We start from the raw sequence: 23,356 nt of genomic DNA on the forward strand, positions 1-23,356 counted from the left end.
GGTGGGAGCGCTCCCATGATGAGAGGTGGGTCATGCCCCTGTCAACGCATGGGACGAGGGTGGCAGGCCGGGCGGTCGTTCCGGGGTCCGTTCTCGCCCTGCGCAACCGTGTCGAACGGTGATACCGCCGACGCGGCCACGAAGACCGGGACGCCCCGGCCATGGAGACCGTGACGCCCCGGGCCTCCCGAATGATCAGTGCGCTCGCACCGGGCTGCCCTCGCCCTCGGTCCGCAGGCCGCCCTGCCGGTCCGTCTCCGGCGGGCACCGGCCCCGACCCGCTGCCGTCGGCGCGGTCGCCGCCAGCCGTCGCTGGAGGCGCTGGTGGCGGAACTCGTACCGGGCACCCGACTGCCGCAGCACGCCGCGGCGGTGGGCGTCGGTGAGGAACGTCATCAGCCGCCAGGGGGCCCGGCCCGTCCACGCCAGCCAGACGCGGGCGGTGGCCGTGCGGCCCCACGCGCTGAGCGCGAGCGTGGACGTGCCGACCGGCACCCACAGTTCGGTGTGCATGGTGCCGAGGGTGCTGCCCCGGCCGGTCACGGCGATCAGCAGCAGGCAGACCGCGCCCGCCAGCAGTGCCGCGACGGCGCTCCGGACGAGGGTGGCGGTGCGGTCGGTGCGCAGGGTGCTGCGCGGGCCGACGGCGCGGATGGTGTCCGAGGGGGTGTTCAGGGCCCGGTAGACGCCGGACGCGCAGCCGCCGATCAGGCCGACGATCATCCCGAACGCCACCAGCGGGCCGACCGCGTCCAGGACGACGGCCGGGGCGTCCCGGCGTACGAGCCACAGGCGGACCGGTTCGGGCAGCGCCAGCACCAGGTTGTGGGCGTCCACCGGCCGGCCGCGCCAGGCCGTCGGGGTGCCCGGCCAGTCGGTCACCCAGCCCGCGTCGGCAGAGTGCCGGATCGTCACCCGGCCCCGGTACGCGCCCGTCTCCTCGTCGCGGGAGATCCGCGCGCCCCGCGCCACGGCGAACGGCTTGTCCAGCGCCGCCCGTTCGACGAGCAGGACGTCCCGCGCGGCCGTCGAGCGGACGGCACGCTCGCCGTCGGCCGTCCGCGCCAGCTTCCAGCCCCCGATCTCCTTGCCGGGCTTCCAGTCGGGGGCCGCGTGGACCCGTACGGCGGCGAAGGAGCCGCCGATCACCCCGACGACGGCCCCGGCGCACACGCCGATGAGCGTGCAGGCGGCCAGGCCCCGCAGCAGTCCCCGGGCGAAGCCGCGCAGGGCCGTGGCCGGCGCGACGTAGTGCCCGGCCGGGCGGTCGGTGCGGCCCAGGCCCGCCAGGACCAGGACCAGGCCGGCCACGACGCAGGTCGCCGCCGTCACCTGCTCGCCGGTGTAGCCGTAGACGGCCAGGCCGGCGAAGACGACCAGCGCGCCCAGCGCGCGGACCGTCCGGGGGCCGCCGGGGCTGCCCGTCCACGGCAGGCCGAGCGGGCCGGGGCGGTGGGACAGGCCCGCGACGGCGGACATCATGGACAGGATCAGGCCGAAGCAGCAGCCGTTGAGGTACCAGGCGGGCCGCGGGGTGAGGACGGCGCCGAGCCGGGAGCTGACGAGCGGGGGCACCAGCAGTCCGAGCCCCGCGCCGACCACCGCCGCCGCGGCCGTCGTCCGCAGGGCCGTGCGGGCGAGCCACCGCCGCCCCTGCGGTGTCTGCGGCGTGGGCGGCAGCAGCAGGGCGAGTCCGGCGCACAGGCCGGTCAGGATGCCCGCGAAGTTCAGGACCGCCGACCCGGGGGTGTCCCAGTCGGCGACGACTCCGCCGCCGAACTTGGCGATGGGCACCAGGAGCGCGGCCGTGGCGAGCATCGCGCACAGGGCGGGACCCAGGACGCGCAGCGGCCGGGGCATCGCGGTGGCCAGCTCCCACCAGGCCAGGCCGCCGGTGGAGTCGGTCGCGTCGCGGGCGAGACGGCCCAGCCAGCGGTGGGCCGCCCGCGGATGCCAGGCCGTCCCCGGCCCCGCGAACGCCGTCGGCACGAACGCGTCCAGCAGGTGTTCCTCGATCCGCTCCGCCGTGGGGAATCGGCCGGGGTCGGCCAGCTCGGCCGGGTCGCGGGCGGGGTCCTCGTACACCGTGCGCGCCAGGGTCACCGCCAGCGGCGAGCGCAGGGCCCGCGCCAGTTGGGCCGGAGGCGCGTCCAGGACCGGTGCCCACGCGGCGGCGCGCCCCGTGGTGCGCGTCAGGTAGGCGGTTGCGACGGCGAGGTCCAGCGCCCGCAGCCGTACCGCTCGGGCGCCGGGCAGCACACCGCCCCGCCGGACCGCGTCCGCCCAGTCGGCGGTGCGGCAGGTGAGCAGGCCGGAGTCGAGTTCGTCGGCGAGGGAGCGCAGTGCGGCGGGGTGCGCGGCCGGCGGGATCTCGTCGAATCCGTCGAGCACGGGCAGGACCAGACCGGCGTCCAGCAGCTCCCGCGCGAGCGTACGGCCGTCGCCCGTCGGGGCGGCCAGTGAGCCGTAGTCGGCGGCCAGCCGGTCCGCCAGCCAGTTGCGCAGCGAGGACGCGGACGGGTCCCAGCCCGCCAGCGGGAAGAGCACCGGTACCGGCTCGCCCTCCCGCCGCTCCCCCAGCACCCCGAGCACGAACCGCACGGCCACGACGGACTTGCCCGCGCCCGGCTCGCCCAGCACGACCAGTTGCCCGGACGGCGCCGCCCGGAACGCGTCCACGAGCCCGTCCGGTCGCCCGTCCCTCTCCCGGGGCGCGGGCACCGGACCGGTGGCCACCGCCGGGTCGGCGAGCGGCGGGCCGACCGGCGACCACGGGACGTCGAGGGTCGCCGGGCCGGGCAACCGGAGCCTGCGCGCCTCGGCCGTCCACTGCGTGCGCACCGCCTCGGCGAGCGCGTCGGCGGCCCGCCGCCGCCCGGCCGTCGGCGGATCGGCCGGATGCGCCTCCTCGGCGTCCGCGCCGCGCACCAGGTCCAGTACGAAGGTGCACACCGCGAGGACGGCGGAGATCACCGACACCCACATCGACACGGCGTCCGCGTCACCGCCGCCGCGCACCAGGACGACGGCCAGCACCACCAGCGCCCCGCACGCCACCGCCAGCCCGGCCCGCCGCACCGTACGCGCCCGCCGGAAGGACGCCCCCCTCACCACGGCCCCACCACCCCCGTCAGCCGGTCACCGGACCCACCACGCTGGCACACCCCGGCACCGCCGAGGCCCGGAAACACCGCGGGTCCGTCACTTCGGGTGACGGATGCCGGGGCATTGACCTCGCTCAGTGAGGTGATCATGATCCATGGGGGCGAGGGGAGAGCGTCGGTCGGCACGGCACGGCACGGCACCGGTGATTTCACCGATACGCGCCTGCCCCGAGCACCGCTTGAATCGGCATGATGCGCCACTCGCACGATCTCCGGCGCCGGTTGCGCGAGACGGACCCGTACGCCCCACACGACGACGCGCCGCCACCGTTGCGGGCGGCCGGCGCGGCCAGAAGGGATCAGTCATGCCAGTTTCGCTCAGTCGGCTGCGCCTCCTCGGCGCGGCCACCGTCGGCCTCATCGCCCTCGGCGTCACCGGCGCGCTCCCAGGCCCCGCATCCGCTGCCACCCAGGTGTACAGCGAGGACTTCTCCGCCGGACTCGGGACGTTCACCTCCAGCGGGTCCGTCAGCGCCGCCACGGGGGCGGCGCGGTTGAGCGGCTCACTGCTCACCGACCCGTCCCTGACCTCCGCGCCCATCGCCTTGACCGGCTACACCGGTATCTCGGTCTCGTACGTCCGAACGGCCGCCGGGCTCGATCTCGGTGAGGCGTTCTCGGTCGCCTACTCCGTCGACGGCGGCGCGTTCACCACGCTCGAATCCTCGCGCACCGCCTCCGGCCCGGCGTCGTTCCAACTGCCCTCGTCCGTCGACGGCCGCACCGTGCGGCTGCGCTTCTCGCTGGACGCCAGCAGCGCGCTGGAGACGCTGACCGTCGACGACGTACTCGTCGGGGCGGCGGGCGGCGGGGGCGGCGGACCGACCGATCCGCCGGGCGGAACGCTGCCCCCGGTGGCCGACGTGACCGCGCCGGGGCCGTACGCGGTGACCATCGACACGTCCGCCGGTCCCGGCGACGACGGGTGGCTGGTGTACCCGGCGAACGCGGGCCAGAACGGCGTGAACCACCCGGTCCTCGTCTGGGGTCCGGGCGCGGGTTCCGACCCGGCCGCCTACGAGGACATGCTGCGTCAGTGGGCCTCGCACGGGTTCGTCGTCTACAGCGAGGTCTCCTCCAGCAGCGGCGACTACATGGTCGACGCCCTGGACTGGATCGAGAGCCAGAACGCCAGCCCGAGCAGCCCGCTGTACCAGGACATCGACATCTCCGAGGTGGCCTTCGGCGGCCACTCCCGCGGCTCGATCGGCACCTTCGACGTGGCGGACGAGCCACGGCTGGAGACCACGGTCCACGTGGCCGGCGGCTCCTTCGACGGCAACGGGCCGGAGAACCTGCGCAACCCCGCCCTCTACATCGGCGGCGACGACGACTTCGCGACCCCCAACGTGGAGCGTGACTACGCCAACACCGACGTACCGGTGTGGTTCAACATCCTGGACGGCACCGACCACATCGCCGCCACCCGCAACGCGCAGCACATCATCACCGCCTGGCTGCGGTGGCACCTGGCCGACGAGGAGTTCCGCCGGACGCAGGACTTCCTGCGCACCGGCTGCACCTTCTGCGGCCTCGGCGAGACGCGGTACAAGAACTGGTGAGCAGCGGAAGGGCACCGACGGCCACCACCGGCCGGGAGGCCGGTGGTCTGCGCCGGATGCCAGGCTCACTGCTCCGCGTTCTACCGCGGACCTTCCCACCGAGCGGGCGGAACCCGGCGGGCAGGGGCCTCGAAGACGAGTTCGAGGCCGTCCTCCTCATCCCACTGCTCACCGACCTCGACGAAACCGAAGCCCGAGATCGTGGCCAGGGATGCCGCGTTGCCGGGGCTGATCGCCGCCCGTACGGTCGTGACCGAGGGTTCCGCTGCCGCCCGGCGGAACAACTCGGTCAGCGCGGACCGGGCATAACCCCGGCGACGGAAGTCGGGAGCGACCGAGTAGCCGATCTCGACCGTACCGGCCTCGTCGGGCGGTCCGTGGAACCCGGCATGTCCGACGACGAGACCCTTCTCGCCGACGACCGCTTGCCGCACCATCCACCGCGCACGGGCGGGATCGGCGGCCATCTGGTCGAGCCGGAACCGCCACAGCCACCGTGCTCTGTCGGTCACGAAGTATTCGGTCAGCGCGACCCCGGCCATCTTGCCGGCACCGGACAGGTCTTCCCTGAGCAAGGCGGACATCGTCCCGCCGGACAGCTCGACAAAACGGACGCGTCTCGGGCTCCGTGGGAGCGGGTTCCGGTGCTCGGTTTCATCTGTCACCCGCGGATGCTCGCCGATCGGCCGGACGGGTGTCCAACGGTTTCCGAGCGGTCCGGCGACCCGGGTGACGCACCGTCGGGAACCCACCGACCTCGATGCCGCCGGTGGCCCGTGACCAGCGGGGGGCTGCCGGGTCGGCGGTCAGGTGAACTCCGCCAGGATCTCCCGTACGTCGCCGAGCGCGGCGTCCATGCCGTGGACGTGGGCGACGGCGAACGGGTTGAGGACCACCTCGTCGATGCCGGCCTCGTAGTGGGCGCGGATGCCGGCGGCCACGTCGCCGGGTTTGCCGTAGAGGAAGACGCCCTCCTCCACCAGTTCGCGGGCCGACCCCACCGGGTCGGACGGGTGCACGTCCAAACCGGCGCGGCGCAGCATGTCGCTGTAGTGGTGGACCCGGAGGTGCCCCCCGGCCCCGAGCTGGGCCAGCAGCAGGGCGCTGCGGCCGTCGCGGTCCAGGGCGGCGTGCACCACCGTCGCGACCCGGGGCCGGGGCCGCCCCGCCGACGCGGCGCCGGCCGACAGCGCGGGCAGCAGGGTGTCGCGTACGTAGCGGGGCGGGGTCAGCCAGGTGACCGCGACGTCGGCCGAGGCGCCCGCCGCGCGGGCCATACCCGGGCGCAGCACGCCGGCGCCGATCTCCGCGACCGGGGAGGGGACGGGGCCGCATGCGGCCAGCCGGGGCAGGCCCATCCGGCCGACGTGGAACAGGGCCCCCCGGTGGTCCACGCGGTCCTCCTCCAGCAGCCGTCCCATGACACGGATGTACTCGGCTACGGCGGAAGCGGGCCGGGAGTAGGGAGCGCCGTTCAGCGCGGTCGCGAACTCGGGCTCGCCGGCGCCGTAGGCGACGACGGGCGGGTGGCCGGTGAGGACGGCCAGGGACCGGGCCTGGGCCGCGGCGTCGTAAGGGTGGCGCAGTGCCATGAGGGCGACGGACAGTCCGACGGGGATGCGGTGACCCGCTCCGGCGAGGTAGGCGAGGGCCTGGTGGGTCTCGACGGTGAGGGACTGCCCCATCCACAGCCGGTCGGCGCCCGAGTCGCGGACCAGGCCGGCGACCTGGAGGAGTTCGCCGGGTTCGCGGACCATGTGGGGGAAGAGGACCGACAGGCGGCGTTCCGGACGCATCAGACCTCCCTGGCCGGCGGGGCGAAGGCGGGTGAGGTGGTGTTGCGGGCGGGTTCGGCGGGCAGTGCGGAGGCATCTCGCAGCGCGGCGGCCACCTGGTCCGCGAGGGTGCCGGCGGCCGGCCCGGTGAGGTGCCGGACCACTCCGTCCGCGACGGCGGCGGCCCGGTGCTGTCCGAAGCTGCTTTCCGTGCCCGCGGGGCGGGGGTCGCGGGGGTCCCAGGCCGCGGCGATGCCGGGGGCGAGTCGGTGGGCGAAGACCGAGACGTCGTCCGCGACGCCGGTGGTGTGCTCCAGGACGGCGGCCAGGCGGGCGGCGACGGCGGCGTGTTCGGCGCAGAGGTAGACGACGACGGCGTCCCGGCGGGGGTAGGACCAGGCCCGGGAGAGCACCTTCGCCCGGTACGGGACGGCCAGGACGGCGAGTTCGCGCAGCAGGGCGCCCCATACGGCGGGGGCCGCGGCGGCCTCGCCGACGTGTACGTACAGGCGCAGGACCTCTTGCCGCCCGACGTGCCGGGCGAAGCCCTGCGGGGCGTCCACGAGCAGGAATCCGGGTGAGAGCGCGGGGCGGACGGCCGGGTGGGTCACCCGCACCCGGTCCCCGGGACCCGTTCCGGGTGCGCTGTGCAGGGTGTCGGCGGGTACGGACACCAGGACGCGTCCCAGCTCCACGACCGCGGGGGCGTCGTCCGTCGCCGGCCGGCGCAGGACGGCGTCGGCGTCCGTCGTGCTGTGCGGCACCTGGGCGGCCAGCCGCTCCTCCAGGGCGGGGTCGCGGCGTGGTCCTCTCGCGGGACCGTCATCGGCGCCGGAGATCCCGGCGTGCCACTGCTGGTACAGGGCGTTGCCGAGCGCGTTCCGCAGCTCGCGGGGGGTGGCGGCCGTCACCCGGCGGCCCGAGACGGTGACGGCCGGGGTGCCGGTCCCGTCGTTGTGGAGTTCGAGGCCGGCCAGGGCCTGCCGGAGGGCCGGGGAGAGCGGCGGGGCCGCGGCGGTCGTGGGCATCAGTCCTCCACCAGCCCGATGGCCGCGGCGGACCGGACGGGGTCGAGGAGGGCGTTGCGGCCCACGCCGGCGATGCCCCGTTGTACGGCGCCGACCCGGTGCGTGAAGGGGGCGGCGGCCAGCATCCGGTCGAACAGGTGCCAGCCGGCGTACGCCGTGACGCGTGCGGCGAATCCGCTGTCCGGGTGCGGCCGGGCGGCCCGGTAGCCGGCCCAGAAGGAGGCGATGTGCGGTTTCACGGCGTCCAGTTGGCGTTCGCCGTTGGCGACGAGTGAGCGGTGTGTGTCGGCGGGGGCGGCGGCGCTGTCGGCGTCCAGCTCGGTGAACATGCGGGTGGCCGCGCGGTGCAGCCACTGCCCGACGAATCCGCCGGCGTCCCGGGCGGGGTCGGCGAGGCGGAACTCCTCCCAGTCGGTGAGGTACAGCTCGCCCTCGTGCAGCAGGAACTGGTCGAGCCGGATGTCGCCGTGCACCGGCGTGGCGGGTGCCTCGGCGGACCGCTCCGCCAGACGCCGCAGTGCCTCCCGGACCTTGCGGTCGTGCTGCAGCAGGGCCCAGGCGTCCAGTTCGGCCGCGCTGGCGGCGGTGTAGGCGTCCAGCGGAAGGGACGCCAGGCGGGTCGCGGCGACCCGCGTACCGGCCGTGTCGTCCCGCGGTACGCCGTCGGGGGGCAGCTCGTGCAGTTCGCCGAGGGCCTGGCCGGCGCGGCGGGACAGCGCGGTGTCGAAGCGGCCGTCGTCGGCGAGGGCCGTGCCGCTGACCGCACCGTCCAGGCAGGCGAAGACGAGGACCAGGGTGTCGGGGTCGCCGCCCAGGAAGGCGGGGACGCTCCAGCTCGGGCTCCGGTCCGCGTTCCGACACGTGTTCCGATGCGCGTTCCGGTTCGTACTCCGGTCCGTTCGGAACCCGGCGCGTTCCCGGACCCGTTCGAAGGCGAGGACGCGCTCGAAGCGGTCCCGCGCTCCCGGTGCGGCGGGGTCGAGCCGTTTCATGAAGAGATGGCGGCCGTCCTCGACGCGGCCCGCCCAGTTGTCGTTGCGACCCGAGCGGGCGGTCAGGTCACCGGTGACGAACGGTGGGAGGCCGAGCCGCTCCATGGCCGCGCGGATCTGCGGGACCTCGTCGAGGGGGGTGGGTGCGAGCCGGTGCCGGCCCGCGGCGGCGGGCTCGGTGGGCCGGTCGGGCGCCTGGGGCCCGGGGGCGGGGGTGATCGTCGCTGCTGCCATGACCGGCACGTTAGGAAGCGGGGCGCCGGGGTGGGCAGAGGCAGATGTCTGCGGGACAGGACCCTGCCGGACGTATGGCAGAAACCTGGGAGTCGGGCGGGGGGCCAGATTCCTGCTCTGTCCGGCGCGGTCCCGGATGCGGTGTGATCCGAGGGCACGGGGCTGCGGAAACCGGGCCCCCGCAGCGTTCCGGACCTTCGTCCCTTCTTCGAGGAGCAGTCATGGAAACCCATCTGATGGGCGGTTACGCCGCCTACACGAGCCCCAACGCCGCCGTGGAGGAGATGGCCTGCGCGAACACCGAACCGGAGATCACCCCCGCCGCGTCGATCGTCACCGCGATCTCGGCCGCCTCGCTGCTCCTGTCCATCACCACGACCCTGTGGGGCTAGGTTCCTTCCGCTGGAGATACGGAGTCATACGATGGAGAACACCGGCCTGATGGGCGGCTACGCCGCCTACACCACGCCCAACGACGCGGTCCGCGAACTGGCCGCCACCGGCGTCGAGAAGGACGATGCCCAGAGCTCGCTGCTGTGCCTGTCGCTGTCGTTCATCAGCGGCGTCACCATCAGCATCCTCACGGCCTGAGGCAGCGGACGACCATGGACACCGTCGACCTGATGGGCGGCTACGCCGCCTACACCAGCACCGCCGAGGCGGTACGTGACCTGGGCACGTCGGCCGCCGTCGCCGTTGACGCGCACCCGGACCTGCCGCTGACGTTCATCCTCACGCACCTGACCGAGATCCTGCTCTGACGACGGGCCTCTGAGAAGCCGTCGGCGCACCACCGGCCCCGCGGGCGATTCCTGCCGCGGGGCCGAGCCGTGCCCGCGGCCGGCGTCAGGCCGTTCCGTCGGCCTTGCGGCTCTCCTGCTCGCGGCGGGCGATGACGTCGATGAGGTCGCTGACGGTGTCCAGCGCCTGCGGTGACAGACCGACCGCGCGCAGGGCGACGCTGCGCACGTTGGCGTCGCGCAGCGCGCCGAGCAGTTCGAGCTGGGAGGCGATGCGTTCGCCCTCCGCGTCGTCGAAGAAGTACGCGGGCGGAACGTCGAAGAACTGGGCGAGGGCTTCCAGGTGACGCTTGGTCGGGTTGTCGCGGCGCCCGGTGCGCAACTGCCACAGGTAGGTCGCCGAGAAGGACTCGCCGGTGGCCTGCCGGCAGGCGGCGGCGACGTCCTCGTTGGAGTAGGGCTGGTGATCGGGGCGGCGGACGACGCGGAACAGCGCCTCGATCTTCTCGGCGAGCTTCGACGCCACGGGCTCGGTCTCGGCCACGCTCCACTCCCCTTCGGTAAATCAGCGGACATGAATGATCTTCGACTGATCATTCATTCTGGTTGACAGGTGATCCCGGTGCGGCCAGCATGGGAGCCGAGCTGAAATGGATGACTTCAACTCTGCTGTTCATCCCAGACTATCCGGTCGCCGTTCGGTATCCCACTCCGGAGCATCCACTGATGATCCCGCCACGGCCCCGCCCCATTCCCCAGACGTCCCCAACGCCCCACGGTGCCACCGTGGGCCGGGAACGGGAGACCGCCTTGCTGCTCGATCTGCTGGCCGGCGCCGGGTCCGCCCCGCCGGCCGTGGTACTGCGCGGAGCGCCCGGCGCGGGCAAGTCCCACCTCGCCGCGGCGGTCGCCGCCCGCCGCTCCCGGCAGACCGGGACCCGCCACGTCCACGTCGACGTCGTCTCCGTCGCGCAGGCCCGCGCGGCCGTCCTCGCCGCGCCGGGACTCCCGCCGTCAGCCTGCGGCGCGGCCGGGAGCGCCGCCGGTCCCCGGCCGCTGCTCGTCCTCGACGGCCTGGACCGGCTGCCGCGGGAGGAGCGGTCCGGACTGCTCGCCGAGGCGTCCGCCGCGGACCACGCGGTGCTGGCGACGGCCCGCCGCCCGCTCGCCCTGCCCGACGTGCCCGAACTGCCCCTGTCCGGCCTGGCGGTGCCGCAGGACTGCACCGCCCTGGACCTCGACGCCTCACTCCGGGTTCCGTCCGTCGCCCTCTACGTCGCCGCCATCAGCGCGCTGAACCCCGCCTTCGCGATGGGGCACGACAATCACTACGCCATCGCGTGGACCTGCGCCGCCCTGCACGGGAGGCCCGGCGCCCTGGTGCGCGCCGCACGCGTGGCCGCCCTGGAGGGGCCCGAGGCCGTCCGCGGCGCGCTCGGGCAACCACCCGGCGGCCGGCTGACCGGGTTACTGAGGCAGTACGCCGCCCCGGGCACACCGGCTCCCGAAAGCACGCCGGGGTGCGCGGATCGCACCGACGCGCCGGAGTCGACCGGCCGCACCACCGGTGCCGACGCGCCGGCCACGGCCTCCCGGCTCCTGGCGTTCTGTGCCCTGTTCGCCGACGGGTTCGGCCCCGAAGCGCTGCGTGAGGTCACCCGGTGGCCCGGCCCCCGGCTCACCGAGGAGATCGAACGGCTGCTGGGCCAGGGACTGCTCACGACATCCACGCGTCCGTCCGGGTCCCTCGACGGGTTCGGACACGCTCGGCTGCACCTGCCGCCGGCCACCGTGCCCGGCGCGTCCGGCGCCCTCCCCGACAGCGCGTGGCTGCGGCACGCCCGGTACTACGCACGGTTCGCCCGTGCCGCGACCCGTCAACTGGTCCTGGGTGACCAGCACGTCGGTCTCACGGCCCTGCGGGCCGAGGAGGCCAACCTGCGAACGGCCCTCGGTGAACTGCTCAGCCGCGAACTGACGGAAGAGGCCCTGGCCCTGGCCACGGACCTGACCGTGTACTGGGACGCGGTGGGCGCGCCCGCCGACTGGCCGGACCACCTGCGCCTGCTGTCCCGCCCGGAGGCGGTACCGCCCGCCCTGCGCGGACGCGCGGCCCTGTTGCAGGCCGACGCGGCGATCCGTACGGGCCACCCGGAGGCTGGGCCGGCGTTCCTGGCCGAGGCGGGCCCCGCGCACCGGCCGGACGCCCTGCCGGACGGCACCACCGCCGCGTATCTGCGCGCCCAGGCGTTCGCGGCGCTGCCCCTGCGGCCGTCCGACGCTCCGGTCCTGCTCAGGCGGGCCGCTCTCACCCACCGTTCGCTGGGCGAGGGCCATCTGGCCGGGCGGGTCGAGCTGGAGGCGGCCCTCGGCGAACTCCTTCACTCGGACACCGCCGCGGCCATCGCCACGGCCCGGACCGCCCTGTCCGACGCCCAGCGGCGGCACGACCCGCTGATCGCCGGCGCCGCCCTGCTGCACCTGAGCGCGTTCTGCGCGGCGGCCGGGCAGCGGACGGCGGCCGAGTACCACCGCCGTGCCGTCGCCACGCTGCGCCCCCTCGGCTGGGCCGCCGTGCTCGGCGCGCATCTCGCCCTCGTGCGCAGTCCGTTGCTGCCGGACACCGCCGACCGTGCCGTGGACACCGCCCGGATCATCGGCAGTCTGCACAGCGCCCGCGCCCTGGCGGGTGACGGCGATCCGGCCCCGGATTTCACGCTGGCCCGCTCGGAGGAGCCGACGCGCCGGCTGCTGGGCGAACGGCGTCACCTCGCCGCGCTGCGTGAGGGGGCCCGGACACCGACGGCCGACCTGATCGCCTCCTTCGGCGTACGGCTCGCATCGCCAGGTCCGGTGCCCGACCGGCCGGTGCCCCACCCGGTCCCGTCCGCCGGACCGGTCCCGGGGCCGCCGGGCCGGACCGGTGCGGCCGACGGCCGGCTCACCCCGCGCCAGACTCAGGTGTCCCAACTGGTGGCCGCCGGGCTGAGCAACAAGCAGATCGCCCGGCAGCTCCAGATCTCGGAGTGGACCGTGGTCAACCACATCAGGGAGACCATGCGCCGCCTCGACTGCACCTCACGCGTCGCCATCGCCGGCTGGATACTGCGCAACACCGCCGGTCCCCCGGCCGTACCACCGGCTCAGCGGTCCACCGCGCCCGTCGCCCCGCCCGGTCCCGCGCTCACGGTCCCGGCGCCGTCCCCGGCCGCCGACGAGACCGGCGCCTCACTCCTTCCCGTCCACCGCCCCGCCCTGGAGGACCATCGTGTCGCGCACCTCCCCGCCGCTTCCGTCGGCCGCACCGCCTGACGTGCCGCTCAGCAGCCTGCTGACCGCACAACTGCGGCGGCACCGGGCGCCGGCCGCCGCGGCGTTCGCCCTGATCGCGCTCTCCGTCACCGCGTCCCTGTGTGTTCCCCTCACCGTCCGTCAGTTGGTGACCGACATCGGCGCGGACCGGTCACCGGTGACGGCGTCGGTACTCCTGCTCGTCCTCGCCGTCGGCGGGGCGCTGGCCGGTGCGTGGGCCTCGTTCCTGCTCGGGCGGATCGGCGAGTGGTCCGTCCTGGAGACCCGCCGTCGCCTGGTGCGGCACGCCCTGCGGTTGCGGCTGCCCGACATACGCCGCACCGGCACCGGCGATCTCACCGCCCGGGTGACCACCGACTGCGCCCAGTTGCGCTCGATGTTCGACGTCGGCGTCACCTCGATGCCGGCCTCCGCGCTGGTGGCCGTCGTCTCCCTGGTCTGCATGGGATTCCTCGACTGGGTCCTGCTGCTGATCGTCGCCGGAACGTTCCTGGTGGCGGGCGGTGCCCTCTCGGTGTTCGTCAAAGGAGTGCGCCGGGGGATCTCCGCCCAGCAGGAGGCCCTGGGACAGGTCGCCCAGAGGTTCACCGCGGCCCTGTCGTCCATCGCCGTCATCAAGGCCACGCGGGCGGAGGAACACACCGCCCGCGGCGTCCTCGACGGTGCCGAGGCGGCGGCGCGGGCGGCCGTCGCGGCGGACCGTTCGCAGGCGTTCATCACGCCGCTGATGAGCATCGGCCAGCAGATCGCCATCGTCGGCGTCCTCGCCGGCAGCGGTGTCCGTCTCGCCTCCGGTGCCCTGGGCCCGGCGGACTTCGCCGCGTTCATGATGTACCTGTTCCAGATCGTCACGCCGCTGACCGTGCTGGCCTCGGGCATGGGCCGGGTCCAAGCGGGCATGGCCGCACGCGGACGGGTCGAGGCCGTACTGGCCCTCGCGCGGGAAGACCCCGGCCCGGCCCGGGAGCCTGCGCCCGACCGGAGCGCACCGGCCCTGCGGCTCGCCGGCCTGACCGCCGGCCACCACGACGAACCCGTCCTCCACGGGGTCGACGTCACCGTCCCGGCCCGCGGTGTCACCGCCCTGGTCGGTCCGTCCGGTGCGGGCAAGTCGACCCTGCTGGCCACCGTGGAGCGGCTGCTGGTGCCCTCGGCCGGCACCGTCGCCCTGCACGGCACCGACCTGGCCGACTGGCCGCTGGCCGCGCTGCGCCGCCGCGTCGCGTACGTCGACCAGTCCTTCACCCTGCTGGAGGGGACCGTACGGGAGAACCTCGGCCTCGGCCGGGACGAGCCGCTGGACGACGCGGCCCTGCGGGCGGCCCTGGACGCGGTCGGGCTCACCTCGGCCGTCGCCGCGCTGCCCCAGGGTGCCGACACAGCCATCGGGGGCACGACGGACCTCTCCGGGGGCCAGCGGCAGCGACTCGCGCTCGCCCGTGCGCTGCTCACCGACGCCGACGTGGTCCTCCTCGACGAGCCGACGTCCCAACTCGACGGCGTAAACGAGCAGTTGCTGCGCGATGTGGTGGACCGGATGGCCGGGGAACGCGCCGTCGTCGTGGTGGCTCACCGGCTGTCCACCGTCCGGCACGCGCCGCACATCGTCTACCTGGACGAGGGCCGCGTACTCGGCACCGGTACCCACGACGAGTTGTTCGACGGCTGTCCCGGCTACCGGGCGCTGGTCGAGGGCCAGCACGCCGCACCGCGGTCAGCGGTGTCCGCCTGAGACGGGCGCGTCCCGGGCGGCGAACTCCTGATGTGCCCGGCTGCGCACATATTCGACGGCCCTGGAATGCTCGAACGCCTCGGCCACCCGGCACAACCACGCCGCCTCGGCCTCGACCGTCCCCGCGAAGACGTCGCCGCCCCGGCCCTCGCCGTCCCCGGCTCCATCCGGCGGGATGCCTGGTGAGCCGAGCCCGGCCGGGGGGCTGTGCCGCGGCGTGGCCCCGGGTGCCGTCGCCGCCGCCCCGCTGGCGGGCGACCGCGGGGCGTGGCCCGCCCGTACGGCCTCGATCGCGGCGGCGAGAACGGCGGCCTCGGCGACCGCCGCCCCCGTGTACGCGGACCGCACCGCGTACCGGGACCGCGCCCCGCCCCCTGCCCCGGGCCCCGGCTTCCGGCAACTGCCGGTGGCGCGGACCACGTCGGCCCCGTACGGCGGGAACCGTTTCAGCCCGGTACCGGCCCACTCGGCCGCCTGTTCCGGCACGTACCGGCTCAGCGCCAGACAGCCGTCCCGGATCTCCACGATCCGCCGGTAGAGGGCGAATTCCGCGTCGCGTGTCCCGCGCCACCCCCGGCCGCGCGCCGCCCCGGCCGTCGGCAGAGCCGTGGACGGCAGCACCGAGTGGAGGGCCGACCACAGTACGGCCAGCGTCCGCAGCTCACGTGCCGCGCGCAGGCGCCGCGCCCAGCTCGCGACGGCACTCGTCCACCAGACCGTGCTGGCCCCCGCCGCCGCCAGTACGAGGCAACCGGTGCCCAGGAGGACGGCGACGGGGTCCTGACCCGCGCCCTGCCGCTGCTCCCGCACCATGTTCGCGATACCCGCGATGCCCCACAGGCCCCACAGCAGCCCCACGCCCGCCGCCCCGCCGATCAGCCGGAACCCCAGGCGCGTCGCTCCCGGCGGCAGTGCGCGGGCGTGCGCGAGCACGGGCAGCGCGAAGCAGATCAGGCACCAGAGGCTGTAGCCGGTGAACACGGTCCCGGACAGCGCCAGCGCGACCCAGCCCCGCCCTTCGGCGGTGACGGCCGCGCCGGTGACCTCGGCACCCGCGGCGGAGAAGAGCACCAGGCAGGTCGACATCGCCGCCGCCGTCAGCGCGAGGTGCAGCGAGCGGCGCGCCCCCCGGACCGGTCGCATCCCGAGCCGTACGGGGACGCCCGGCAGCAGGGACAGCGCCGCCATCTCCAGTTCCCGCCCGGCCAGATGCAGCGCCGCCGACCAGCCGGGCAGCACCCGGTCGACGCAGGCGATCGTGAACGGCGCGAGGACCGCCAGGGCCGCGCCGAGCAACGCGGCGAACGCCGCCAGCCGCCGGCCCGGCCCGGACGCGTGCCGCCGCCCGGCCGGCCTGAGTTCGAAGCATCCCAGCAGTACGGCGACGGCGACGGGCCCGTACGCGAACCAGCCGCTCATCTCAGGCCCCGGCGGCGGACCGCACGGGCGGCGGCGCGACGACGAGTGCCCCGGCCCGGTCCTCTCCCCCGCCGGCCCGGCCCAGGAGGGCCGCTTCACGGCCCGCCCGGTGATGGAGGAAGGAGGCCAGCAGCTCCGCCTCGCGCTCCTGCGGATCGTCGTACCCGGTCCGTGCCCACACCCGTCCCACCAGTTGAGCGGGCAGATCGGGCAGCAGAGCGCGGTCACCGCCCCGGGCGGGGAGTTGCCGGTCGTGCCCGCACATCAGGTGGGCCGCCTCGTGCAGGAGGATGTGCCGCCGGTGGAAGCCGGTGCTGTCGGCCGTGCAGAGGATGTAGTCGGCTCGGTCGGTGCCGATCACCAGCCCGCACGGCGACACCAGGCCCGCGACGACGGGCAGCACCACGATCGGCCGCCCCCGGCGCTCGGCCAGCCCGGCGAGGAACACCTCGACGTCGAAGGGGCGGGGCAGGTCGCAGCTCTCGGCCAGACCCCGGGCGCGCTCCCACAACCGGCGCTCCTCGGCGGCGGCCCGTCTTCCTCTTCCTCGGCGTATCCAGGGCATGCGCGTCCCTTCCGGTGGGCTTCGGTCGTCGGGAGGTGCCTACGGCGTGTCGGCCGGGCCGGCCTCGGTGGCGGACGCGGCGCGCATCCGTCCCACCGGCGGCGGGTCGGAGCCGGTCAGGCTTCCGACGGGTTCGCCGAGTCCGTACAGGGCGTACAGCCGTCGGCGTATCCGCTCGACCGGGTACTGCCCGGCGTACACGGCGATCTTGAAGATGACGCCTTCCAGGACACTGCGCAGCAGTACTTCCTCCAGGGCGGGGTCGGCGGCGCCGCGCTCCGCGAACAGGGAGCGCAGCGCGTCCTCCAGGGCCGCGACGCGTTCCTCTTTGCGCGCCTCCGCCGCCGCGAACAGGGGGTGCGTCGCGGGACCCAGTACCAGGCTGAGCGTCATCCGCTGTACTCCGGCCGTCGTCACGGCCGCCAGGAGGACGCGGTCGATGATCGCGGCCAGCCGTTCGTCCGGGCCGCCGTCGACCATGACGAGTTCGACGACGCCGTCGAGGTACCGGGCGAGCAGTTCGTCGACCAGTTGGTGCTTGCCCGGGAAGTAGTAGTTCAGCAGACCGCGCGAGACTCCGGCCCTCGTGGTGATCTCCGAGACAGTGGCGCCCTGGTAGCCCTTCTCGGCGAACACCTCCAGGGCCGCGACGAGAATGCGCTCCCGGGACTGCTCGCGCATCTCCTGGTTGGCCCGTGCCGACCGTGGCGCCACCGCATCCGCCCTCAACGCTCGCTTGCTTTACGTCGGTTGACTGTACAGCCATCCAGTGAAAAGGGGAACACCTCCGATCGAGGAGGATCACCAGTCGCCCGGCATCGAACGGTTACGGGCACCGAGGCGCTTCAGCGGTGGGCCGTCTCCGGCGGCCGCACCGCCACCGGCTCGGCTCGGCTCGGCTCGCTCAGGAGATGCCGGCTCACTGCCGGCCACCGTCTGGTGCGGGGACACCGGTTGCCGTAGGGTGCCGGGCGACCCTTATGGGAGCGCTCCCATAAGGGTCCGCGCCATCCCTGCGACCTCATCCGTTGGAGGACTTCCCATGCGCTCTCCCCTCTCCTCCGTCGGGCGGCTGCCCCGGCTGCTCGGCACCCTCGTTCTGGCCGGCGTCACCATGGTGACTGCCGTCGGCGGCGCTCCGGCCCACGACCGCCACGGCGGCCGCCCGGACGGCGGCTGCGCCCCCGACCCGGCGTTACTGTTCTGCGAGGACTTCGAGGACCTGCCGCATGGCGCGGGCACCAGTCTGGACTGGGGCGTGGACACCCGGAACGGCGCGCTGTCCGTCGAACGCGAGCGGGGCCGCGGACACGGCGGGAAGCGCGGCGCGGGTCAGGTGCTCCGGGTGCGCACCGAGGGCAACGGATACGCGTTCCTGGAGGTCGACGAGTTCTCCGCCCCGGACAACAGCTTCTTCGGCCGGATGCGGGTGAAGGTCGACGCCTTCCCCACCGCTCCGGACTGGGCGCATTTCACCCTGGTGGAAGCCACCGGCCGGGGCGACGGCAGCGTGGTCCGGCCGATCGGCGGCCAGTACGTGCCGGCCGTCGGCGACGGGACGCACCTGTGGGGCATCGGCTCCGACGGCGGCCCCACGGGCGACTGGACCGACTGGCGCGAGTCCGCCCCGGCCGAACCGGGGAAGTGGACGTGCCTGGAGTGGGAGACGGACGTCTCGGACAACCGCGTGGCGGTGTGGATCGACGGCGAGCCCCAGCCCGACATGACCGTCACCACCACCCGGCACGGCGGCAATCCGGTGGACTTCGTCCTCCCCGCCTTCGACACCGTCCGCATCGGCTGGCAGCTCTACCAAGGCAATCCCACCCCGGACTCCTACGACCTGCGCCTGGACGACCTGGCATTGTCCACGCAGCGCGTCGGATGCGGCCGCTGAGCACCGGCCTGCGGAGGCTGACGGCGAGCAGGGCACTGCCCGGTAGCGTCAGGGTCCCGCCAGACTTCGCCGCAGGGAGGGACGGGGCCCGTGAACACTCAGGTAAGGACCCGCATTTCGGCGTACGCAATCGCCATGGAGGATGATCGGCTGCTGTTGGCCCGGTTGTCGGATGCTTCGCCCGTTTTCACGCCGGGCCTGTGGCATTTGCCTGGCGGGGGCATCGATCCGGGTGAGCAGCCTGTCGAGGCACTGGCTCGCGAACTCCTGGAAGAGACGGGCCTTGAGCTGGCCGGGGCTCGCCTACTCGACGCGCCCTGAGCTGCTCCAAGGCGGCCGATCTGTCGTACTTGACATACTCTCCCCACGCCTCACGCCGTTGCGCCGTCCGACCGGATGACCGGGGCCCCCAGGACAGCACTGCCTGGTGGGGGCGGCACGTGTTCACCGCCGGGTCATGATGCGCAGTTCCCCGGCGTCCGGGTCGCCGAACAGCACGAACAGCTCCGGCTTCGCCTCGGTGCCGCCGATCGTCCAGTACGTCTCCTGGCCGCACTCGCCGTCGAGGCGTACCAGGACACCGTCGCGGTCGGTGTCCCGGAAGTCACTCCCCCCGTCGCGCGTCCACGTGCCGGTCCCGTCGCACAGGGAGAAGTCGCCGTCCTCGTCGACGTCGTTGTGGGCCGGCACGCGGATCAGCTCGGCCTGGCCGTCCGGGGCCAGCCGCAGCACACCCCCGTCGGCGCCGCGCCAGTCCCCGACGAGCTGCCCGTCGGACAGCTCAGGTGGTTGGTAATGGCCGGCCAGCGAGGCCGCCGACACTCCGCCCACGACGAAGAGGACGCAACTCGCGCCCGCCGAACGGAGCCAGACACCCCGCGATCCCCACGGGCGTCCGCGTAGGCGGGCGAGGACCAGCACCGGCAGGGCGCCGACGCCGGCGAACCACGGGAGGGTGTCGGCGACCGGCCAACCCCGCAACGCGTACCCCAGCGCCGACCACCCCGCGCCGATCAGCGCGGATACGCCCAGATGCCAGGCCCACTCCGGGCCCCGGGCGGCACGAGGCCGCAGGCGGGCCAGGGTCGCGGCGGGCATGATCTGCACGGTCGCGTGGAGGAGGCCGAGGAGCGGCAGGACCAGCATCACGCAGAAAACGCCGAGAAAGGCACCGCCACCTCGGTCGTAGTCGTCACGGCCTGCCTCGATGGCGAACCACCACGCCAACCACACCAGCGGCAGTTGCCCCGCGCACAGCGCAGCCGCCCGATTCCACTCGTCGTTCGACCAGGTGAGCCGCCGACGCCCCCTGGGATCTTCCGTCCTGCCCCGCCCCATGGCCGCAGCTTACGGCCACCAGCGTCGACGCCACCCCTCGGGCCGACGTGAAGTGGCGCGCGATCCTCGCACGCCGCGGCGATGCGCGAGAAGGGCGTACGGGGCACTGCGCGCCTCGGCCGCTCCGCGGGGCCGGAGCCCGCGAGAACGCCGCCGGTCTCGCTCGCACCGGTCGTCCGTGGGAGGCGGCGGCGAACGCGAGTGGCCGGAGGAACGTCCTCCGGCCATCGCGCGGTTCCCTCACCGACCGGGTCGGTCCGGTCGTACGGATCACTCGGCCGGCCGGGCCGTGGGGCCGTCTGTTGGCTCAGGCGGTCGTGCAGGCGCTCCCGTTGAGCGTGAAGGCGCCCGGCGCCCCGCTGTTGCCGCCGTGCGTCGCCTGATAGCCGATCGTCACGGTGGTGTTCGGGGCGATCGTGCCGTTGTACGACACGTTGGTCGCCGTCACCGCCCCGGAGGACGGGGCGTACGTGGCGCCCCAGCCGTTGGTGATGTTCTGGCCGCCCGGCAGCGTGAAGGCGAGTTTCCAGCCGTTGATCGCGGTGGTTCCGGTGTTGGTGATGGCCACCGAGGCGGTCAGGCCGGTGTTCCAGGCGGAGGTGCTCGCGGTCACCTTGCAGCCGGACGGCTGGGGGTCGGGGCCCGGACCGGGGGTCTGGCCGTCCAGGCCGAAGAAGGTGAGCACGCGGGCGCCCATGCCGTAGGCGTACACGTTGTGCCCGACGCCCTGGAGGCTGATGGCCTCGACGGGCGCGCGGTCACCGGTGGCGCCGTAGCGGGTGCGGGTCCAGTTGGCGGCGGGACTGTCGGTGGACGCCGGGGTCTGGCTGACGCCCTGCACGTTCGTCCACTGCTTGATCTCCTCACCGAAGTTGGGGTAGCGCAGCGTGTCGTCCTGGGTGCCGTGCCAGAGCTGCATCCGGGGGCGGGGGCCGGTGTAGCCGGGGTAGGCGTTGCGGACCAGATCGCCCCACTGCTGCGGGGTGCGGATCACGGTGCCGTTGGCGCAGGCGCTGTTCCACTCGGAGCCGTCGGTGGTGGCGAAGCAGCCGAACGGGACCCCGGCGAAGGCGGCGCCGGCGGCGAAGACGTCCGGGTAGACGCCCAGCAGCACGTTGGTCATCATCGCGCCGGAGGAGATGCCGGTGGCGAAGACGCGCTTGGCGTCGGCGTGGTAGGTGCCGAGCACCCAGTCGACCATCGACTTGATGCCGACCGGGTCGCTGCCGCCGCCGCGCCGCAGGGCCTGCGGCGAGGAGACGTCGAAGCACTTGCTGGACCGGGTGACGGACGGGTAGACGACTATGAAGCCGTAGCGGTCGGCGAGCGAGGCGTACTCGGTGCCGTTGTACATCGCCGGCCCGGAGCCGGTGCAGTAGTGCACGGCGACCAGGACCGCCGGGTTGGCGGCGACCTTCTCGGGGACGTACAGGTACATCTGGAGGTTGCTGGGGTTGCTGCCGAAGTTCGTGACCTCGGTGAGGGTCGCGTACGGCACGTCGGCGGCGTCGGTGCGGGCGGCGGCCGGGGGCGCGGCGAGGAGCAGCGCGGCGAGCAGCGGTACCAGCGCTCCGTAGAGCGCGACGAGCGTCGAACGAAGTGATCTCCTCGCGGTGTTGCCTGCGGTGACGGACACGGGGTCGTCCCTTCCTGTCGCAACTGGGGTCATCGCTGGGAGCGCCGGCATGGCGGCAGGCGCACGGCCGCCGTGGAAGCGCTCCCACACCGTCACACGGATGCCGCTCGCAAGACGTTCATACCGCGCTGCCCGGCATCGGCACGGGCATGGCGGGGTGCGCGGACGGGACCGATCACGGTACGACGCACGAGGGCGCCGCACTCGTCGGTGGTCGGACCGTCTCGTGGCGACCTGCTAGGTGGTGGGGGCGAGTCTTGGAGCCGGGTGGTCTGCCGACCCGGGACAAGTCGCCTTCGTGCACCGGCCAGGCGCCGGTCTTCGCCCGCGGGTTCCTGAACCCTCTCCGAAGGTGCTTCGCGTGGCCGCCGGGCGGCCCCCAGGAGGGCCCTGGGGGTGGTGCGTCAGTCCAAGGCACCGCTGCGCCGGGCGTAGGCGCGGGCGGCGCGGGCACGGTCGCCGCAGCGTGTGGAGCACCAGTGGCGCCGGCCGTGGGTGCGCAGGAGGAACCGATCGCAGGGCGCTGATCCGCAGGCGGCGAGGATGTCGGCGTCGGGACCGGTGAGCAGGTCGGCGGCGTCGGCGGCGAGGGTCGCCAGGGCGTGGTTGACGGCCTGGTCGGTGGGGTGCGCCTGGACGCGGCGCAGCCCCCGGGCCCCGTCCCAGGCGAGGAGGGGGGCGGTGGGCACGGCCGTGAGGGCCTCGTTCACCGCGCGCAGGGACTCCTCGGGCGGGGTGGTGGCGTCGACGCGGGCGGCGAACAAGGCGCGGATATGGCCGCGCAGCGTGCGCAGCCGCTGTGCGCACACCTCGTACAGCCGCACGTCCGGGGTGGTCAGGTCGTGGGCGGCGAGCCAGCGCATGGCGGATTCCGGGGCGGCGAGCAGGTCGTAGCTCTGGCCGGCGGGCAGGGTGGCGGCGGTGTCGGCGAAGCCCAGGGAGCGGTACCGGTCGGCACCCGGCGCCGGAGGCAGAGCGGTCGGTGCCACGTCGGTGGCCAGGGCGTCGTCCATACATCTCATGATAACGCTTGCGTTTTTCCGTGACAGCCGCCTAGCCTGGCATCACGTTAACCGCAGGTTTTTTTCGTGAGAAACGGAGACGTGATGTCGCAGCCCTACGCCAGCCGGTTCCCGGTCCGCACGTTCGGCGGTCCGACCGCCTTGTTCGAGTACGGCGGCCTGCGCTTTCTGACCGACCCGACCTTCGACGGCCCCGGCGACTACCCCGCGCCCGGTGGCCCGACCCTGGTGAAGACCGCCCCCTCCACCACCACACCCGCCCACCTCGGCCCCATCGACGTGGTCCTGCTCTCCCACGACGAGCACGCCGACAACCTCGACACCTCCGGGCGCGCCCTGCTCGCCGACGTCCCCCTCACCCTCACCACCCCCGGCGGCGGCGAGCGCCTCGGGGCGAAGGCCAAGGGCCTGGCCGACTGGGAGTCGACCGAGCTGGAGCGTCCGGGCGGCGGCACCGTCACGGTGACCGGGGTCCCTGCCATCCACGGCCCCGGCGCGCGTGAGCAGGTCGAGCCCTTCGCCGGCCAGGTGGTCGGTTTCGTCCTGACGGGCGAGGGACTGCCGACGGTCTACGTCAGCGGCGACAACGCCTCGCTCGACGCGGTCAGGGAGATCGCCGAGCGCTTCGCCCCGGTCGACACCGCCCTCCTGTTCGCCGGCGCCCCCCGTTTCCCCATGGTCTTCGATGGCGACCTGATCGTCCTGGACAGCGCCCAGGCGGCCGAGGCCACCCGGATTCTCGACGCCCGCCGTGTCGTTCCGGTCCACCACGACGGCTGGGCCCACTTCACCGAGGGCCGCGACGAGCTGGAGGCAGCCTTCGCCGCCGCGGGCCTGACCGACCGCCTGGACCAGGACTGGGTGCAGCGCGCCTGAGCCCGGACCGCCCCTGAGGAACCGGAACCTCCGTGACGCCGGGATCGGCCGCCGGTCGATGCCG

21 protein-coding genes are annotated in these 23,356 nt (G+C 74.2%); 9 read left to right on the forward strand and 12 right to left on the reverse strand.

Translation table 11 applies throughout. The annotated features are described in order from the left end of the window. Nucleotides 1-195 precede the first annotated feature (195 nt). Complete coding sequence (locus tag ACFY32_RS25210) at nucleotides 196-3,111, reverse strand: hypothetical protein (protein ID WP_390675329.1); 2,916 nt, start codon at nucleotides 3,109-3,111, stop codon at nucleotides 196-198. A 358-nt stretch (nucleotides 3,112-3,469) separates the two neighbouring features. Here ACFY32_RS25210 and ACFY32_RS25215 point away from each other — a divergent pair, with 358 nt between their 5' ends. Beyond that, nucleotides 3,470-4,726, forward strand: coding sequence for a hypothetical protein (locus ACFY32_RS25215; protein WP_359198149.1), 1,257 nt, complete (start codon nucleotides 3,470-3,472; stop codon nucleotides 4,724-4,726). Between the two features lie 80 nt (nucleotides 4,727-4,806). On the opposite strand, the gene ACFY32_RS25220 is transcribed toward ACFY32_RS25215, so the two are convergent. The 4 genes from ACFY32_RS25220 to lxmK form a co-directional block, all read right to left on the reverse strand. Next, on the reverse strand, nucleotides 4,807-5,310 hold the full coding sequence (locus ACFY32_RS25220) for a GNAT family N-acetyltransferase (protein ID WP_359198146.1): 504 nt from the start codon (nucleotides 5,308-5,310) through the stop codon (nucleotides 4,807-4,809). A 222-nt stretch (nucleotides 5,311-5,532) separates the two neighbouring features. Next, a complete protein-coding gene (locus tag ACFY32_RS25225) occupies nucleotides 5,533-6,522 on the reverse strand; it encodes an LLM class flavin-dependent oxidoreductase (protein WP_390675330.1) in 990 nt (329 codons plus the stop codon). Then, nucleotides 6,522-7,529 (reverse strand): T3SS effector HopA1 family protein, encoded by a 1,008-nt coding sequence (locus ACFY32_RS25230; protein ID WP_390675331.1) that lies wholly within the window; start codon nucleotides 7,527-7,529, stop codon nucleotides 6,522-6,524. The genes ACFY32_RS25225 and ACFY32_RS25230 overlap by 1 nt, the downstream gene beginning before the upstream one ends. Continuing rightward, nucleotides 7,529-8,755: a class V lanthionine synthetase subunit LxmK gene (lxmK, locus tag ACFY32_RS25235; RefSeq protein WP_359198138.1), complete on the reverse strand. Its 1,227-nt coding sequence runs from the start codon at nucleotides 8,753-8,755 to the stop codon at nucleotides 7,529-7,531. Before lxmK ends, ACFY32_RS25230 begins: the two co-directional genes overlap by 1 nt. Before the next feature lie 221 nt (nucleotides 8,756-8,976). Between lxmK and ACFY32_RS25240 the strand changes: the two genes are divergently transcribed. The 3 genes from ACFY32_RS25240 to ACFY32_RS25250 are packed head-to-tail and all read left to right on the forward strand — an operon-like array spanning nucleotide 8,977 to nucleotide 9,516. Continuing rightward, nucleotides 8,977-9,147 (forward strand): LxmA leader domain family RiPP, encoded by a 171-nt coding sequence (locus ACFY32_RS25240; RefSeq protein WP_390675332.1) that lies wholly within the window; start codon nucleotides 8,977-8,979, stop codon nucleotides 9,145-9,147. Between the two features lie 31 nt (nucleotides 9,148-9,178). After that, nucleotides 9,179-9,346 carry a hypothetical protein gene (locus ACFY32_RS25245; RefSeq protein ID WP_359198132.1) on the forward strand — a complete coding sequence of 56 codons (168 nt, stop codon included), beginning with the start codon at nucleotides 9,179-9,181 and terminating at the stop codon, nucleotides 9,344-9,346. A gap of 14 nt (nucleotides 9,347-9,360) precedes the next feature. Beyond that, on the forward strand, nucleotides 9,361-9,516 hold the full coding sequence (locus tag ACFY32_RS25250; protein ID WP_359198129.1) for a hypothetical protein: 156 nt from the start codon (nucleotides 9,361-9,363) through the stop codon (nucleotides 9,514-9,516). Nucleotides 9,517-9,601: 85 nt separating this feature from the next. Here ACFY32_RS25250 and ACFY32_RS25255 read toward each other — a convergent pair whose 3' ends face one another. Continuing rightward, nucleotides 9,602-10,039 carry a helix-turn-helix domain-containing protein gene (locus ACFY32_RS25255; RefSeq protein WP_359198126.1) on the reverse strand — a complete coding sequence of 146 codons (438 nt, stop codon included), beginning with the start codon at nucleotides 10,037-10,039 and terminating at the stop codon, nucleotides 9,602-9,604. A gap of 242 nt (nucleotides 10,040-10,281) precedes the next feature. Here ACFY32_RS25255 and ACFY32_RS25260 point away from each other — a divergent pair, with 242 nt between their 5' ends. Beyond that, nucleotides 10,282-12,807, forward strand: a complete 2,526-nt coding sequence (locus ACFY32_RS25260) for a LuxR C-terminal-related transcriptional regulator (RefSeq protein ID WP_390675333.1) — start codon at nucleotides 10,282-10,284, stop codon at nucleotides 12,805-12,807. Further along, nucleotides 12,764-14,539, forward strand: coding sequence for an ABC transporter ATP-binding protein (locus ACFY32_RS25265; RefSeq protein WP_359198120.1), 1,776 nt, complete (start codon nucleotides 12,764-12,766; stop codon nucleotides 14,537-14,539). Before ACFY32_RS25260 ends, ACFY32_RS25265 begins: the two co-directional genes overlap by 44 nt. Here the strand turns inward: ACFY32_RS25265 and ACFY32_RS25270 are convergent. From ACFY32_RS25270 to ACFY32_RS25280, 3 genes are read right to left on the reverse strand one after another with little or no spacing between them, the layout of a single operon-like run. Then, nucleotides 14,522-15,958, reverse strand: a complete 1,437-nt coding sequence (locus ACFY32_RS25270; protein WP_390675334.1) for an MAB_1171c family putative transporter — start codon at nucleotides 15,956-15,958, stop codon at nucleotides 14,522-14,524. The genes ACFY32_RS25265 and ACFY32_RS25270 overlap by 18 nt on opposite strands. 1 nt (nucleotide 15,959) lies before the next feature. Then, the gene (locus ACFY32_RS25275) at nucleotides 15,960-16,523 is read right to left on the reverse strand and encodes a ParH-like protein (RefSeq protein ID WP_390675335.1); all 564 of its coding nucleotides are present in this window, start codon (nucleotides 16,521-16,523) and stop codon (nucleotides 15,960-15,962) included. A 39-nt stretch (nucleotides 16,524-16,562) separates the two neighbouring features. Beyond that, nucleotides 16,563-17,237, reverse strand: a complete 675-nt coding sequence (locus ACFY32_RS25280) for a TetR/AcrR family transcriptional regulator (RefSeq protein ID WP_390675336.1) — start codon at nucleotides 17,235-17,237, stop codon at nucleotides 16,563-16,565. 328 nt (nucleotides 17,238-17,565) lie between these two features. On the opposite strand from ACFY32_RS25280, the gene ACFY32_RS25285 reads away from it, so the two are divergent. Both ACFY32_RS25285 and ACFY32_RS25290 read left to right on the forward strand, forming a co-directional pair. Continuing rightward, nucleotides 17,566-18,420 (forward strand): hypothetical protein, encoded by an 855-nt coding sequence (locus ACFY32_RS25285; protein ID WP_359198108.1) that lies wholly within the window; start codon nucleotides 17,566-17,568, stop codon nucleotides 18,418-18,420. Nucleotides 18,421-18,510: 90 nt separating this feature from the next. After that, complete coding sequence (locus tag ACFY32_RS25290; RefSeq protein WP_390675337.1) at nucleotides 18,511-18,741, forward strand: NUDIX domain-containing protein; 231 nt, start codon at nucleotides 18,511-18,513, stop codon at nucleotides 18,739-18,741. A 123-nt stretch (nucleotides 18,742-18,864) separates the two neighbouring features. On the opposite strand, the gene ACFY32_RS25295 is transcribed toward ACFY32_RS25290, so the two are convergent. The 3 genes from ACFY32_RS25295 to ACFY32_RS25305 all read right to left on the reverse strand — a co-directional run bounded on the left by ACFY32_RS25295 (nucleotide 18,865) and on the right by ACFY32_RS25305 (nucleotide 22,416). After that, nucleotides 18,865-19,758: a hypothetical protein gene (locus ACFY32_RS25295; RefSeq protein WP_359198102.1), complete on the reverse strand. Its 894-nt coding sequence runs from the start codon at nucleotides 19,756-19,758 to the stop codon at nucleotides 18,865-18,867. A 307-nt stretch (nucleotides 19,759-20,065) separates the two neighbouring features. Continuing rightward, nucleotides 20,066-21,427, reverse strand: a complete 1,362-nt coding sequence (locus ACFY32_RS25300) for a PHB depolymerase family esterase (RefSeq protein ID WP_390675338.1) — start codon at nucleotides 21,425-21,427, stop codon at nucleotides 20,066-20,068. Between the two features lie 371 nt (nucleotides 21,428-21,798). Beyond that, the gene (locus ACFY32_RS25305) at nucleotides 21,799-22,416 is read right to left on the reverse strand and encodes an ABATE domain-containing protein (RefSeq protein ID WP_390675339.1); all 618 of its coding nucleotides are present in this window, start codon (nucleotides 22,414-22,416) and stop codon (nucleotides 21,799-21,801) included. Between the two features lie 84 nt (nucleotides 22,417-22,500). Here ACFY32_RS25305 and ACFY32_RS25310 point away from each other — a divergent pair, with 84 nt between their 5' ends. Continuing rightward, nucleotides 22,501-23,292 (forward strand): MBL fold metallo-hydrolase, encoded by a 792-nt coding sequence (locus tag ACFY32_RS25310; RefSeq protein WP_390675340.1) that lies wholly within the window; start codon nucleotides 22,501-22,503, stop codon nucleotides 23,290-23,292. The last annotated feature ends 64 nt before the right edge of the window (nucleotides 23,293-23,356 follow it).

This window comes from Streptomyces sp. NPDC000134, assembly GCF_042899225.1.
Taxonomy (GTDB): domain Bacteria; phylum Actinomycetota; class Actinomycetes; order Streptomycetales; family Streptomycetaceae; genus Streptomyces.